Origin of the sequence: Micromonospora zhanjiangensis, from assembly GCF_042650605.1 — a bacterium.
Taxonomy (GTDB): Bacteria; Actinomycetota; Actinomycetes; order Mycobacteriales; family Micromonosporaceae; genus Micromonospora_J; species Micromonospora_J zhanjiangensis.
This window is the reverse complement of record NZ_JBHSBN010000002.1, coordinates 285,880-299,924: the sequence shown is the minus strand read 5'-3', so window position 1 is coordinate 299,924 and position 14,045 is coordinate 285,880. Positions and strand designations below refer to the sequence as shown.

Below are 14,045 nucleotides of genomic sequence, written 5' to 3'. Positions count from 1 at the left end.
GCGGTCAGCTGTGCCGGCTACGGCGCCGACGCGGCTCGCCGCCGCCCTCGCCACCCTCGCCGCCCTCGCCGCCCTCGCCGCGGCTGGGGCCACGGTCACCGCGGTCCCGGTCGCCCCGGTCCCGCGGACCGCGGTCGCCCCGGTCCCGGCCGGACGGACGCTCGCCACCGGCGGCCTCGGCCGGCGCGGCCTCACCCTCCGGTCGCACCTTGTCCAGGTAGATCTTGCCGCGGGCGTCGATGTCGGCGATCTGCACCTCGACCTTGTCGCCGACGTTGAGGAAGTCCTCGACCTTCTCGACCCGCTTGCCGTCGCCCACCTTCGAGATGTGCAGCAGCCCGTCGCGGCCGGGCAGCAGCGAGATGAAGGCACCGAACGCGGCGGTCTTCACCACGGTGCCGAGGTACTTCTCGCCGACCTTGGGCAGCGTCGGGTTGGCGATCGCGTTGATCCGCTCCACCGCGGCCTCGGCCGACGGGCCGTTGGTCGCGCCGACGTAGATCGTGCCGTCGTCCTCGATCGAGATCTCGGCGCCGGTCTCGTCCTGGATGGCGTTGATGGTCTGACCCTTGGGCCCGATCACCATGCCGATCTTGTCGACCGGGATCTTCACCGTGGTCACCCGCGGCGCGTAGTCCGACATCGTGGCCGGACCCTCGATCGCCCGCTGCATCACGTCGAGAATCGTGTGCCGGGCCTCGTTCGCCTGCTGCAGCGCGGCGGCCAGCACGTCGGACGGGATGCCGTCGAGCTTGGTGTCCAGCTGCAGCGCGGTGACGAAGTCCCGGGTGCCGGCGACCTTGAAGTCCATGTCACCGAACGCGTCCTCGGCGCCGAGGATGTCGGTCAGCGTCACGTACCGGGTCTTGCCCTCCACCTCGTCGGAGATCAGGCCCATCGCGATGCCGGCGACCGGCGCCTTCAGCGGCACACCGGCCGACAGCAGGCCCAGCGTGGACGCGCAGACCGAACCCATTGAGGTCGACCCGTTCGAACCGAGCGCCTCGGAGACCTGCCGGATGGCGTACGGGAACTCCTCCCGGCTGGGCAGCACCGGGATCAGCGCCCGCTCGGCCAGCGCACCGTGGCCGATCTCGCGCCGCTTCGGCGAACCGACCCGGCCGGTCTCACCGGTCGAGTACGGCGGGAAGTTGTAGTTGTGCATGTAGCGCTTGGACTTCTCCGGCGCGAGGGTGTCCAGCGTCTGCTCCATCCGGAGCATGTTCAGCGTGGTGACGCCGAGGATCTGCGTCTCGCCCCGCTCGAACAGCGCCGACCCGTGCACCCGCGGCAGTACGCCGATCTCGGCGCTCAGCGGCCGGATGTCGCGCGGGCCGCGACCGTCGATGCGGACCTGCTCGCGCAGGACGCGGGTGCGCACCTCGCTCTTGGTCAGCGACCGGAAGGCTGCGGAGAGCTCCTTCTCCCGCCCCTCGAACCGCTCGGCGAGCTGCTCCTTGACCCGCTCCTTGATGCCGTCGAGGGTGTCCTCACGCTCGGCCTTGCCGGCGATCTTGAGCGCCTCGGCGACCTCGCCACGAACGGCGCCCGCGACGGCCTCGAAGACGTCGTCCTGGTAGTCCAGGAAGACCGGGAACTCGGCGACCGGCTTGGCGGCCACCTCGGCCAGCTCGCTCTGCGCGCGGCACAGCTCGCGGATGGCCGGCTTGGCGGCCTCCAGACCGCTGGCGACGACCTCCTCGGTCGGCGCGGGAGCGCCACCGGCGACCAGGGCCACGGTGTGCTCGGTGGCCTCGGCCTCGACCATCATGATCGCGACGTCGCCGTCCGGCAGCGCGCGGCCGGCCACGACCATGTCGAAGGTGGCCCGGGCCAGCTCCTCCAGGGTCGGGAAGGCCACCCACTGGCCGTCCACGTGCGCCATCCGGGTCGCCCCGATCGGGCCGGAGAACGGCAGACCGGACAGCTTGGTGGACATCGAGGCGGCGTTGATCGCCACCACGTCGTACGGGTGCTGCGGGTCGAGCGCCAGGATCGTCTCGACGACCTGGACCTCGTTGCGCAGGCCCTTGACGAACGACGGGCGCAGCGGCCGGTCGATCAGCCGGCAGGTGAGGATGGCGTCCTCGCTGGGCCGGCCCTCGCGGCGGAAGAACGAGCCGGGGATCCGGCCCGCGGCGTACATCCGCTCCTCGACGTCGACGGTCAGCGGGAAGAAGTCGAACTGCTCCTTCGGCTGCTTGCCGGCGGTGGTGGCGGAGAGGACGACCGTCTCGCCGAGCTGGGCGATGACGGAGCCGGCGGCCTGCTTGGCGAGCCGGCCGGTGGAGAAGGTGATCTCGCGGGTGCCGAACGATCCGTTGTCGATCACGGCGGTGCGGTGCTGGGTGCCGAGAGTGTTCTGCTCGGTCATCGGTGTGACGTACTCCTTCGGTCGTGGGGCCCACGACCTCGCCGGAGCTGCTCAGGCGGCCGGTCTTCGATCGAAGCGCCCGGGGTGCCGGCTGGTGCCGGTCGGCCCGGGGGCCACTACCGAGGACCGGTGCGCTGATCCGGCTCCCCGTCGGGTGGTCGCGCTGACCCCTGTTTCTGTTACGGGTGGAACGCGGCGGGGGAGCGGTTGCCTGTCATGGCCTCCGCTCCCCCGCCCGCGTCACCGCCGCAGGCCGAGTCGCTCGATCAGCGACCGGTAGCGGCTGATGTCCTTCTTCTGCATGTAGTTGAGCAGCCGACGACGACGGCCGACCAGCAGCAGCAGGCCGCGCCGGCTGTGGTGGTCGTGCTTGTGCACCTTGAGGTGCTCGGTGAGGTCGGCGATCCGCTTGGTCAGCACGGCCACCTGGACCTCCGGCGAACCGGTGTCACCCTCGGCGGTCGCGTACTCCTGACGGATCTTGCTCTTGGCTTCCTGGTCGAGCGCCATTTTCTCCCTGTTTCGGTGGGTTTCGCTAGAAAACCTCGCACCCGCGGCGTCGTGCAGGCACGCGAGGCCCCTCGTCGGTCGTCCGACGTCCCTGTCAGGTTACCAGCCCGTCAGCCGGTCACCCCACGCAAGGGCGGGGTGACCGCTCAACCGAGCAGTTCACGGGTCCGTTCGACGTCCCGGCCGATCTGGGCGATCAGCGGCTCGACGCTGTCGTACCGGAGCTGCCCGCGTAGATGGGCGTCGAAGTCCAGGGCCAGCCGCTCGCCGTAGAGATCACCCGAGAAGTCCAGGACGTGCGCCTCGACCCGGCGCTCCAGCCCGGAGAACGTGGGATTCGTCCCGATCGACACCGCCGCCGGCAGCCCCATCAACGGGTCCCGGTCCCGGCGCGGGCCGGGCCGGACCAGCCGGGCCGCGTACACCCCGTCCGCCGGCACGGCCGCGTACCGGTGGCAGAGCAGGTTGGCGGTCGGAAAACCCAGCTCCCGACCGCGCTGGTCGCCGCGCACCACCACGCCCTCCAGCCGGTGCGGCCGGCCCAGGGCGGCGGCCGCCGCCGCCACGTCACCCGCGTCGACGCAGGACCGGATGTACGTCGAGGAGAAGACCCGGCCACCCTCGGCGATCAGCGGACCGCCCTCGACGCCGAACCCGAAGGTGCGCCCCAGCCGCTTCAGCATCGGCACGTCGCCCGCCGCCCGGTGGCCGAACCGGAAGTTCTCCCCCACCACGACCAGCGCGGCGTGCAGGTGCTCCACCAGCACGTCGTGCACGAACGCCTCGGCCGGCAGCCGGGAGAAATCCGGGGTGAACGGCACCACACACAGCACGTCGACGCCGAGTGCCTCGATCAACTCGGCCTTGCGGGCGGGCTCGGTCAGCACCGCCGGGTGCGAACCGGCGCGGACCACCTCGGACGGATGCGGGTCGAAGGTCACCACCACCGACCGCACGCCGAGTTCCTTGGCCCGTTCCACGGCGTGTCCGATGGTCGCCTGGTGCCCCTTGTGCACTCCGTCGAACACCCCGATGGTGACCACCGAGCGGCCCCAACCCCCGGGCGCCGCCGCGTACCCCCGCCACCGCTGCATCCTGCCGCTCCTCCTGCCGCTCACCGTGGTCCCGTCCGACGCCGCCCGCCATTCTCGGCCGAGCCGCGCGCCGGTCCCGGCCGGCCGTCGACGCGCCCGGTTCAGGCCGGCGCGAGCACGACCTCCGCCCGGGCCCGGCCGGCCCGCTCGCTGACGATAGCGATCAACCCACCCGCCGGGTCGAACACCGCGTACGGACCGGAGATTCCGGCCGGGTCGAGCGGGCCGCCGTGGGACAGCACCTTCGCCTCGTCGGCGTCGACCGCCCGCTGCGGGAAGAACCGTCGCGCCGCGTCGGCGAGCGACAGGTTGACCACCTCGGGCGCCCGCTCCGCCAACTCGTCCAGGGTGGCGGCCTCGGCCAGGGTGAAGCCGCCCACGGCGGTGCGCCGCAGCGCGGTGAGATGACCGCCCACCCCGAGCGCCGCGCCCAGGTCGCGGGCGACGGCCCGCACGTACGTGCCGGACGAGCAGGTCACCGCGACGTCCACGTCCACCACGTCCGGCCGGTCGCGGCGCACCGCCAGGACGTCCAGGCGGGAGATCGTCACCCGGCGGGCCGCCAGTTCGACCGCCTCGCCGTCCCGTACCCGCTTGTAGGCCCGCCGGCCGTCGACCTTGATGGCGCTGACCGCGCTCGGCACCTGGTCCACCTCGCCGCGCAGCGGGTCGAGGGCGGCGTGGATCTCGTCGGTGCCGAGCCCGCCGGCCGGGACGGTCGCGACCACCTCGCCCTCGGCGTCGTCCGTGACGGTGGACTGGCCCAACCGGATCGTGCCGGTGTAGCCCTTGCCGGCGCCGATGACGTAGGTCAGCAGCCGGGTCGCCCGGCCCACCCCGATCACCAGCACGCCGGTCGCCATCGGGTCGAGCGTCCCGCCGTGACCGACCCGGCGGGTCCGGGCCAACCGCCGGATCCGGGACACCACGTCGTGCGAGGTCATGCCGCCCGGTTTGTCGACCACCACCAGACCGTCCGCGTTCACCCGCCCAGCCTGCCAGACGCCGCACCGGCCGCCCGCCCCGGTGCCCGCGCCACGGCCCCGCCGCCGTCGTGGCCGGCCGCCGGTCACCGCTCGGCGCCGACGACCGCCCAGCGACCCGAGCGCAGCCGCAGCAGCAGGGCTACCAGCCGGGCCACCACGAACAGGGTCAGGCCCGCCCAGATCCCGCCGATGCCGAGGTCCAGGGCGTAGGCGGTCCAGATCGCCGGCAGGAACGCCCCGAGCGCGGCGACGATGGTCAGATTGCGCATGTACCGCACGTCGCCGGCGCCGATCAGCACGCCGTCCAGGGCGAACACCACACCGGCCAGCGGCTGCATCGCCACGAACCAGGGCCAGGCGACCGCGGCCTGCGCGCGTACCTGTGGGTCGTCGCTGAACCAGGACGGTACGACGCCGGCCCCGGCCCCGATCAGCACGGCGCAGCCGATCCCGCACAGGCCGCCGATCAACGCCACCCGGCGGGCCAGGTCCCTCGCCCCGGCGGCGTCGCCCGCGCCGAGCGCGGCACCGACCAGGGACTGGGCCGCGATGGCCAGGGCGTCCAGCAGCAGCGCGGTGAAGAACCACAGTTGCAGGGCGATCTGGTGGGCGCCGACCGCGGCGGCACCGAACCGGGCCGCGACCGCGGTGGCGGACAGGAAACTGGCCTGGAAGGCCAGTCCGCGTACCAGCAGGTCGCGGCTGAGCACGAGTTGCCGCCCGATGATCTCCGGCCGGGGCCGCAGCGAGGTCCGCTCGGCCACCAGCGCCCCGGCGAAGAGCAGGCCGGAGAGGGTCTGCGCGGCCGCGTTGGCCACGGCGCTGCCGGTCAACCCGAGGCCGACCGGGTAGACCAGCACCGGGCAGAGCACCGCGGAGAGCAGGTTCGGCACGAGCACGAACAGCAGCGGCCGGCGGGTGTCCTGGACGCCGCGCAACCAGCCGTTGCCGGCGGCGGCGAGCAGCAGTCCGGGAATGCCGAGGGCGGCGATCCGGAGCCAGGGCGCGGCGACCGCGGCCACCTCGCTGCCGCCGCCGGCGAGGGCGCGGGCCAGCGGCCCCGCGCCGACCTGCATGCCGGCCGCGAGCAGCAGCCCGGTCGCGAGGGCGAGCCAGGAGGTCTGCACGCCCTCGGCCACCGCCGCCGCGCGGTCGCCGGAGCCGAACCGGCGGGCGGACCGACCGGTCGTGCCGTACGCCATGACGGTGCCGAGCCAGGCGGCGAGGGTCATCACCGTGCCGCCGACGGCGAGCGCGGCGAGCGGTACGGAACCGAGGTGGCCGACCACCGCGGTGTCCACCAGGACGTAGAGCGGCTCGGCGGCGAGCACGACGAGAGCCGGTAGCGCCAGCCCGGCGATCCGGCGCGCGGAGGCGACCGGGGCGGGCGACGCGGAGGCGGCGAGCTGACTCATCGCCGCAGATCATGACACGGTCTATGTAATGCCTGCAAGGATCAGTGGTGCTTACATCCTCGAGTGACGGCCGGTACGACGGAGGGCCGGCCCGCCCGCATCGGGCGACGATCTGGACCGGGTCACCGCCGGCCGTCCGGCGGCGGGGTAGCCCATGTCGCGACAGATGTCGGCGGTGACGGCGGACGCGGGGTGCGCCCGCCCGTCACCGCCCGGTGGCGTCGCTCACTGCCGGGTGTCCATCGACGTCTGCAGCGCGCGGCGGGCCTGCTCGCGGGCCTCGTCGGTGGTCTTGTCCTGTTTGGTCCTGGTCGCCATCGGGCACTCCTTCCAGGGTGCGCCGGGCCGCGCCGGGCGGCCCGCCGCTGGGCGGTCTGCGGGCGCCCGCGCCGACGGCTCCGGGATCGCCGGAGCGCCGCGGCCGGGCGGCGTGAGCCCGGGTCGGTCTGACCCTGGAGGCATCCACCGGTGGGGCTTCCACCAGCGTCGTCACCAGCGCCGCGACGGCGTCGGCGACACCACCCAAGTTATCGTTCAGGTCCACATCCTGCGCACCATTCCCAAATTACGAGACCTGGTCGGACCCCCGGCACCACCTCACCTCGACTTCGGTCCGGTCGCGGTGACCATCTGCCGGAGGGCGGTAACGGGTGGCCCCGGCGCGGCGCAGACCGCACGCCTCAGCGGGCGAAGAAGTGCCAGCCGAGCCACCACCAGAAGCCGAACAGGCCGATCCGGCCGACCGGGACCGAGCCCACCTCGTACTGCATGACGTAGCCGCAGGCGGCGCCGAGCGTCGGGATGCGGGAACCCTCCCGGCGGGCCGCCCACTCCAGGACGGCGAACAGCAGCAGCGCGACCGCGAACCCGCTGATCGCGAGGATCCGTAACATGCCTAACCCGCCTCTCCCGGCCCGCCGGTCATCTGCGCACCAGTCCCCAGAAGGCCGACAGCCAGGCGAAGTAGCCCGCGGACCGGATCAGCGGGTGCTCCAGCCACGGGTCGGCCAGCCGGGAGAAGGTCGGGAACCGGTCACCGGCCCCGGCCACGAAGGTGGCGCCTTCGACCAGCCCGAAGACGGCCACCGGCAACACCCACCAGATGACCCCGGACCCGATCCGGCGTTCCGACCGACGGGCCGGCCGCTGCGACAGCCCGAACCAGATCAGCACCCCACCGGTGCCCAGGGTGTAGAGGTTGGCCTGCGTCGAGAACGAGGGGAACTGGCCGCCCACCAGGGACAGGCCGGCGAGCACGGGCACCGAGACGGCGGGCCGGTCCCAGGCCCGAGGTGCGTCGGTGACGATCTCCGAAGGCTGCTCCATAGCGCAATTGTCCACGCCGACCGTCGCGGTCGGTAAGGGCGAGGGTCCCCTGAGTTGTCCCCGAATTCGCACATCGGGCCGCCGGTTCAGGGATTGATGACCGCGCCGTCCAACTCGGCCCGGATGGCGGCGACCACGTCGTCGGCGCCGCCCCGACCGGTGAATCCGGCCGCCAACCGGTGTCCGCCGCCGCCGAGGGCCACCGCGACCCGGCTGACGTCCACCCCGCCCTTGCTGCGCATCGAGACCGCCCACTCGTCGTCGCCGACCTGCTTCACCACGCAGCTCACGTCGGCCTCCGCCGTGCACCGGATCGAGTCGATCAGCGGCTCCAGCACGTACGGGCGCTGGTCGTACCGGGTCAGGTCGTCCCGGGTGGCGTACGTCCAGGCCAGGCCGAGACCGCGGGCGGCCTCCGGCTCGTACCGGGCCCGGGTGAGCACGTCGCCGTAGAGGCGGACCGCGCCGAACGGCCGGGTGTCGAAGATCCGCCGCGAGATGTCGCCCGGACGCAACCCGGTGGCCAGCAACCGGGCCGCCATCTGGTGCACCGCCGGGGTGGTCACGTCGAACCGGAACGAACCGGTGTCGGTGGCCAGCGCCACATAGAGGCACTCGGCGATCCGAACGTCGAGCGGGACACCGAGCCGGTCGAGCAGCTGCTCGACGACGACCGAGGTGGCCGCGGCGTGCGGGTCGACGAGGTTGATGCCGCCGAACCGGGTGTTGGAGGCGTGGTGGTCGAGCACGATCGACGTGCCGGCGGTGTCCAGCCGGTCGACGAGGGTGCCGAGTCGGGACTCGCTCGCCGCGTCGAAGCAGACCACCAGGTCCGGCGCCGGGTCGACCCGGTCCGCCGGGACGAGCAGCTCCAGGCCGGGCAGGCCGCGGAACGGCTCCGGCACCTCCGGCGGCCCCGGGAAGGTGGCCTGCAGCCGATCCAGACCCAGCCGGAGCAGCCCGTGGGCGAAGCCGAGCATGCTGCCCAGCGCGTCGCCGTCGGGATTGACGTGGCAGATCAGCAGGATCCGTCCGTCGGCCGGGACGGCCCGTACGGCCGCGACCGCCGCGGCCCACTCGGCCTCGGTCGGCTCCGCGAGCACCGGCGTGGCGGTGGACGGCGTGGCGGTGGAGTCGGCCACGGCGGCGCCACCCGCCCCGCCGGCGCCCCCGGTCACCGCCGTTCCCCGCCCACGGCGTCATCCTCGTCGACGTCGTCCTGGTCGACGTCGTCGTCCTCGTCGTCGGCTTCGACCCGGTACGGCTGCGCGTCGCCCGCGTACTGCGCACCGGCCGCCCGCCGTTGCACCTCCGCGTCCGCGGACCGGGCCGCGGCCAACAGGTCGTCGATGTGCTTGACCTGGTCCTGCACGTTGTCCAGGACGAACGTCAGGGTCGGCGAGTGCCGCAGGCCGAGGGCCTTGCCCACGGTGCTGCGCAGCATTCCCTTGGCGCTCTCCAGGGCGGCGGCGGTGGACGCCTGCTCGGCGCTGTCACCGAGCACCGTGTAGAAGACCGTCGCGTCCCGCAGGTCAGCCGTGATCCGGGCGTCGGTGATGGTGATCATGCCCAACCGGGGGTCCTTGATCTGGGTACGCACCACCGAGGCCACCAGCTCCCGGACACGCTCCGCGTGCCGGCGCACCTTGGCCGGGTCCGTCATCTCTCCGCACCTCCACGGTCCTGCTCCCGGTCGGTCGCTGGCGCGTCGCGCCACCCCGCCGACCGGCCGACGTTTGAAAACACTACCCGTGGCGGGTCGGGTCCCGCGCGTCCCACCACCCCGGCCTCCCCGCCGCGGTACGGGCGGCGCGGTACCCGTCAGTCGTCGGCGCCGTAGAGGCGGCGGCGGACGGAGAGCAACTCGGTCTCCGGGCGCGCGGCCACCAGCCGCTCACACGAGTCGAGCACCTCGGTGACGTGCCGGGCCTCGGCGGCCACCACCGCCACCCCGATCTCGGCCCGGCCGTGCAGGTCGAGCGCTCCGGTCTCGGCGACCGAAACCTCGAGCCGGCGCAGCGCGGCCACGATCGGCCGGACGTACGACCGTTTGGCCTTCAACGATCGTGAATCCCCGGGCAACAACAGGTCGAAGAGCGCGGTTCCGGTGTACACGGCGGGAAACGGTACGCCATGCCCGCCCCGTCGATCATCGGATTTCCGGCCCCGCCGGATCGGGCGCCACCGCCACCAGCACGTCCCGGTTGATCGACTGGTCGACCCGGTGGGCCAGCTCCGGATAGCCCGAACCGGTCAGCACCCGCAGCCCGTTGTCGGCGAGGACCGCCTCGGCGTCGGCCCGGGGCGTCACGTGGGTGTTCCAGGACAGCCCGAGCGCCCCGCCGGGTCGCAGCAGCTCCCGCCACACCGGCACCGCCCCGGTGAGCAGGTCCAGCGGGCTGCGGGAGAGCCCCTGCCCCGAGGTCCGGCTGCCGTGCGACACCCCGTACGGGGCGTCGGTGACGATCACGTCGGCGCAGCCGGGACGGAGCATCTCCCGGGCCCGGGTGGTGTCGGCGTGCAGCACGGTGATCCGTTGGCTCGTCCCGGCCCGGTGCTCCTCCCGGGTGGCCGCCAGCACCGCCTCGAACCGGCGGGCCACCAGCCGCCGGTCCCGGCGTACCGGCACCAGCTCCGCGGTGTGCTTGAGCCGCTTACGGCGCAACCAGGTACGCAGGAACGCCGCGTACGCGTCCACGTCCTTGCCGTCGACCTCCACGCCGATCCCGTCGTAGCCGTACATCAGGGCCTGGTTGAGCGTGGTGCCCCGACCGCAGAGCGGGTCGAGCACGACCAGTCGCCGGTCCAGCATGTCCGGCGCCGACGCGGACGCCAGCAGGGTCACGTTGAGCAGCAGCCGGGTGAACTGCTCGTTGGTCTTGCCGGCGTACTTCGGAATGGTGATCAGGTCGGAGTCGAACCGGGCCAGCGGCGTCAGCGGCACCGGCCGGAGCAGGTCGTCACCGACCCGCTCGAACAACGCGTACGCCGGTGACAGGTTGGCCAGGTACGCCAGGTCGCGCCCGGTCAGCCCGGGTTCCGGCACGGCGAGGCAGAGGTACTCCACCCCACCGATCCGCTCCGGTCCGGTCACCTCGACCGGACCGGTCCCGAGCACCCCGGAATCGGCGAAGATCCGTAGCTCGGCCCGGCCGAGCCGGCCGGCCGCGTCGGCGTAGACCCGGTTGGTGGACGGGGCGAGGAGCATGGCGTACCTGATCACGCGGCAGATTCTCGCACCGGGGCGGTGCTGGGCCGCGGACAGGCCGACGGCCGGGACCCGTGGGTCCCGGCCGTCGGTGCTCACCGCGTGCCGGTCAGGCGCGCGGCTTCTCGCGCATCTCGAAGGTTTCGATGGTGTCGCCGACCTGGACGTTGTTGTAACCGCCCAGGGTCAGACCACACTCGAAGCCCTCGCGGACCTCGGTGGCATCGTCCTTGAACCGCTTCAGCGAGCTGATGGTGAGGTTGTCCGCCACCACCGCGCCGTCCCGGATGAGCCGGGCCTTGGCGTTGCGCCGGATGATCCCGGACCGGACGATACAGCCGGAGATGTTGCCGATCTTGGACGACCGGAACACGTCGCGGATCTCCGCGGTGCCCAGCTCGACCTCTTCGTACTCCGGCTTGAGCAGGCCCTTGAGCGCCGCATCGATCTCCTCGATGGCCTGGTAGATGACCGTGTAGTACCGGATCTCCACGCCCTCGCGGTCGGCGATCTCGCGGACCTTGTTGGCGGCCCGCACATTGAAGCCGATGATCGTGACCGCCTCGGACGACGCGCTGGCCAGCATCACGTCGCTCTCGGTGATCGCGCCCACGCCCCGGTGGATGATCCGAAGCTGGACCTCCTCCGGAATGTCGAGCTTGAACAGCGCGTCCTCCAGGGCCTCCACCGAACCGGAGCCGTCGCCCTTGAGCACCAGGTTGAGCGAGGTCTTCTCGCCCTCCTTGAGCTGCTCCATGAGCGTCTCCAGGGTGGCCCGGCCACGGGAGTTGGCGAAGCTCGCCGCCCGCCGCCGCGCCTGCCGCTGCTCGGCGATCTGCCGCACCGTGCGGTCGTCCTCGGCCGCCAGGAAGGTGTCGCCCGCGCCCGGCACGGCGGTCAGACCGAGCACCAGGACCGGACGCGCCGGACCGGCCTCGCTGACCTGCTTGCCGTTCTCGTCGAGCATCGCCCGGACCCGGCCGTGCGCCCCACCGGCGACGATCGAGTCACCGGCCCGCAGGGTGCCCTTCTGGACCAGCACCGTCGCCACCGCGCCGCGACCCTTGTCCAGGTGCGCCTCGATGGCCACACCCTGCGCCGGCCCGTCGATCGGAGCGGTCAGCTCCAGCGCCGCGTCGGCGGTCAGCAGGACCGCCTCCAGCAGCTCGTCGATGCCGATGCCGGGCTTGGCCGCCACGTTGACGAACATCGTGTCGCCGCCGTACTCCTCGGCGACCAGGCCGTACTCGGTCAGCTGCTGGCGGACCTTGTCCGGGTTGGCGTCCGGCTTGTCGACCTTGTTCACCGCGACCACGATCGGTACGTCCGCCGCCTTGGCGTGGTTCAGCGCCTCGATCGTCTGCGGCATGACGCCGTCGTCGGCCGCGACCACCAGCACCACGATGTCGGTGACCTGCGCACCACGGGCACGCATGGCGGTGAACGCCTCGTGACCCGGCGTGTCGATGAAGGTCACCGCCCGGTCCTCGCCCTCGTGCGGGACGCGGACCTGGTAGGCGCCGATGTGCTGGGTGATGCCACCGGCCTCGCCCTCGACCACGTTCGCCTTACGGATCGCGTCGAGCAGCTTGGTCTTACCGTGGTCGACGTGACCCATGACGGTCACCACCGGCGCACGGCTGACCAGCCGGTCCGAGGCCACCTCGGCGTTGAGGTCGATGTTGAACTGCGCGAGCAGCTCGCGGTCCTCGTCCTCCGGGCTGACGATCTGCACGTCGAAGCCGAGGTGCTCGCCCAGCAGCTTCAACGTGTCGTCGGAGCAGGACTGGGTCGCGGTCACCATCTCGCCCAGGTTGAACATCTCCTGGACCAGCGAGCCCGGGTTGGCGTTGATCTTGTCGGCGAAGTCGGAGAGCGAAGCGCCCTGGGACAACCGGACGACCTGGCCCTGTCCCCGGGGCGCGCCCGAGGACATGGTCGGCGCGGACAGGTTGTCGAATTCCTGTCTGCGCTGCTTCTTCGACTTGCGACCCCGGGTCGGCCGGCCGCCCGGACGCCCGAAGGCACCCGCGGCACCGCCACCACGACCACGACCGCCACCACCGGGGCGACCGCCGCCACCACCCGGCGCGCCGGGCCGGAAGCCACCGGGGGCACCGCCCCCGCCGCCACCACCGGGACCGCCACGGTAGCCACCGCCACCGCCGCCGCCGCCGGGACCGCCACGGTAGCCACCGCCACCGCCACCGCCGCCACCACCGGGACCGCCGCGGAAGCCACCGCCACCGCCGCCACCACCGGGACGACCCGCGCCGCCACCGGGCCGGCCGGCACCGCCGGGACCGCCGGGGCGACCCGGACGCTGACTCGGCATGGACGCCGGGCTGGGCCGCGGCGGCATGGACGCCGGGCTCGGCCGCGGCGGCATGTTGCCCGGGCCGGGCCGGTTGCCACCGGGTGCCGCGGGACGCTGACCGCCGGAGGTGATGCCGAACGGGTTGTTACCGCCGCTGCGCGCCGGCGGACGTCCACCGGGCCGACCGGGGGCCGGGTTCGGCGTGGCCGTACGGCCGGCCGCCGGGCTGCCCGGACGGGGCGGAACCGCGCCCGGACCGGGCTTCGGCCGGGCCTGTCCACCGTCGGCGGGGGGCTCCCGCCGGGTGGTCTCCCGCTGCTGTTGCTGCTGTTGCTGCTGCTGCCGGGCCGCCTGGCGGGCGGCCTCCTGCTCGGCCTTCAGCGCGGCGGCACGCGCCTCGGCGGCGGCCACCTCGATGTCGTGGGCACTCGCCGGCTTCGCCACCGGCGTCGGCGCCGGGGTTCCGGGAACGGGCCCCTTGGGCCGATTGGGAGCCGACGGGACCGCCGGCCTGCGCGGCGGGGTGGGCCGGGCCGAAACCCGGGACTCCGCCGATGTCGACTGCTGCGCCGCCGGGGCGGCCGGCGCGGTGGGCGCCGCCGGAGCCGGCGTCGGCGCCTGACCGGTCGGGGCCGACTGGCCGGCCGACGCGACGAAGGCGCTACGCAGCCGTCGGGCCACCGGGGCCTCGACGGTGCTGGACGCGGACTTGACGAACTCGCCCATCTCTTTCAGCTTGGCGAGAACGGTCTTGCTCTCGACCCCGAGCTCTTTTGCCAGCTCGTGAACGCGGGCCTTGCCTGCCACTGCACTCC

Annotated in this window: 12 protein-coding genes; all 12 read right to left on the bottom strand. The window is 73.1% G+C overall.

Annotated elements, in window-relative coordinates:
- Positions 1-4: 4 nt before the first annotated feature.
- The 12 genes from ACFOX0_RS04490 to infB all read right to left on the bottom strand — a co-directional run bounded on the left by ACFOX0_RS04490 (position 5) and on the right by infB (position 14,037).
- Positions 5-2,374 carry a polyribonucleotide nucleotidyltransferase gene (locus tag ACFOX0_RS04490; RefSeq protein ID WP_377542199.1) on the bottom strand — a complete coding sequence of 790 codons (2,370 nt, stop codon included), beginning with the start codon at positions 2,372-2,374 and terminating at the stop codon, positions 5-7.
- Positions 2,375-2,614: 240 nt separating this feature from the next.
- Positions 2,615-2,884: a 30S ribosomal protein S15 gene (rpsO, locus tag ACFOX0_RS04485; RefSeq protein ID WP_377542197.1), complete on the bottom strand. Its 270-nt coding sequence runs from the start codon at positions 2,882-2,884 to the stop codon at positions 2,615-2,617.
- 146 nt (positions 2,885-3,030) lie between these two features.
- Entirely contained in the window at positions 3,031-3,978 is a 948-nt protein-coding gene (locus tag ACFOX0_RS04480; RefSeq protein WP_377542196.1) for a bifunctional riboflavin kinase/FAD synthetase, read from the bottom strand.
- Between the two features lie 101 nt (positions 3,979-4,079).
- Positions 4,080-4,922 (bottom strand): tRNA pseudouridine(55) synthase TruB, encoded by an 843-nt coding sequence (gene truB, locus ACFOX0_RS04475; RefSeq protein ID WP_377542525.1) that lies wholly within the window; start codon positions 4,920-4,922, stop codon positions 4,080-4,082.
- A 125-nt stretch (positions 4,923-5,047) separates the two neighbouring features.
- On the bottom strand, positions 5,048-6,379 hold the full coding sequence (locus ACFOX0_RS04470) for an MATE family efflux transporter (protein WP_377542195.1): 1,332 nt from the start codon (positions 6,377-6,379) through the stop codon (positions 5,048-5,050).
- A gap of 680 nt (positions 6,380-7,059) precedes the next feature.
- Positions 7,060-7,272: a DUF6186 family protein gene (locus ACFOX0_RS04465; protein WP_377542194.1), complete on the bottom strand. Its 213-nt coding sequence runs from the start codon at positions 7,270-7,272 to the stop codon at positions 7,060-7,062.
- A gap of 28 nt (positions 7,273-7,300) precedes the next feature.
- Positions 7,301-7,705, bottom strand: a complete 405-nt coding sequence (locus ACFOX0_RS04460) for a hypothetical protein (RefSeq protein WP_377542193.1) — start codon at positions 7,703-7,705, stop codon at positions 7,301-7,303.
- An 86-nt stretch (positions 7,706-7,791) separates the two neighbouring features.
- A complete protein-coding gene (locus ACFOX0_RS04455) occupies positions 7,792-8,808 on the bottom strand; it encodes a DHH family phosphoesterase (protein WP_377542524.1) in 1,017 nt (338 codons plus the stop codon).
- A 71-nt stretch (positions 8,809-8,879) separates the two neighbouring features.
- Positions 8,880-9,368 carry a 30S ribosome-binding factor RbfA gene (rbfA, locus tag ACFOX0_RS04450; protein WP_377542192.1) on the bottom strand — a complete coding sequence of 163 codons (489 nt, stop codon included), beginning with the start codon at positions 9,366-9,368 and terminating at the stop codon, positions 8,880-8,882.
- A gap of 158 nt (positions 9,369-9,526) precedes the next feature.
- Positions 9,527-9,820 (bottom strand): DUF503 domain-containing protein, encoded by a 294-nt coding sequence (locus ACFOX0_RS04445; protein WP_377542191.1) that lies wholly within the window; start codon positions 9,818-9,820, stop codon positions 9,527-9,529.
- Between the two features lie 34 nt (positions 9,821-9,854).
- Entirely contained in the window at positions 9,855-10,928 is a 1,074-nt protein-coding gene (locus tag ACFOX0_RS04440; RefSeq protein WP_377542190.1) for a TRM11 family SAM-dependent methyltransferase, read from the bottom strand.
- A 94-nt stretch (positions 10,929-11,022) separates the two neighbouring features.
- Positions 11,023-14,037 carry a translation initiation factor IF-2 gene (gene infB, locus ACFOX0_RS04435; RefSeq protein WP_377542188.1) on the bottom strand — a complete coding sequence of 1,005 codons (3,015 nt, stop codon included), beginning with the start codon at positions 14,035-14,037 and terminating at the stop codon, positions 11,023-11,025.
- Positions 14,038-14,045 lie beyond the last annotated feature (8 nt).

Bases quoted from the DNA above. Each gene is read 5' to 3' on its own strand.
- ACFOX0_RS04490 (WP_377542199.1), bottom strand. From the start codon at position 2,374: ATGACCGAGCAGAACACTCTCGGCACCCAGCACCGCACCGCCGTGATC.
- rpsO (WP_377542197.1), bottom strand. From the start codon at position 2,884: ATGGCGCTCGACCAGGAAGCCAAGAGCAAGATCCGTCAGGAGTACGCG.
- ACFOX0_RS04480 (WP_377542196.1), bottom strand. From the start codon at position 3,978: ATGCAGCGGTGGCGGGGGTACGCGGCGGCGCCCGGGGGTTGGGGCCGC.
- truB (WP_377542525.1), bottom strand. From the start codon at position 4,922: ATGACCTCGCACGACGTGGTGTCCCGGATCCGGCGGTTGGCCCGGACC.
- ACFOX0_RS04470 (WP_377542195.1), bottom strand. From the start codon at position 6,379: ATGAGTCAGCTCGCCGCCTCCGCGTCGCCCGCCCCGGTCGCCTCCGCG.
- ACFOX0_RS04465 (WP_377542194.1), bottom strand. From the start codon at position 7,272: ATGTTACGGATCCTCGCGATCAGCGGGTTCGCGGTCGCGCTGCTGCTG.
- ACFOX0_RS04460 (WP_377542193.1), bottom strand. From the start codon at position 7,705: ATGGAGCAGCCTTCGGAGATCGTCACCGACGCACCTCGGGCCTGGGAC.
- rbfA (WP_377542192.1), bottom strand. From the start codon at position 9,368: ATGACGGACCCGGCCAAGGTGCGCCGGCACGCGGAGCGTGTCCGGGAG.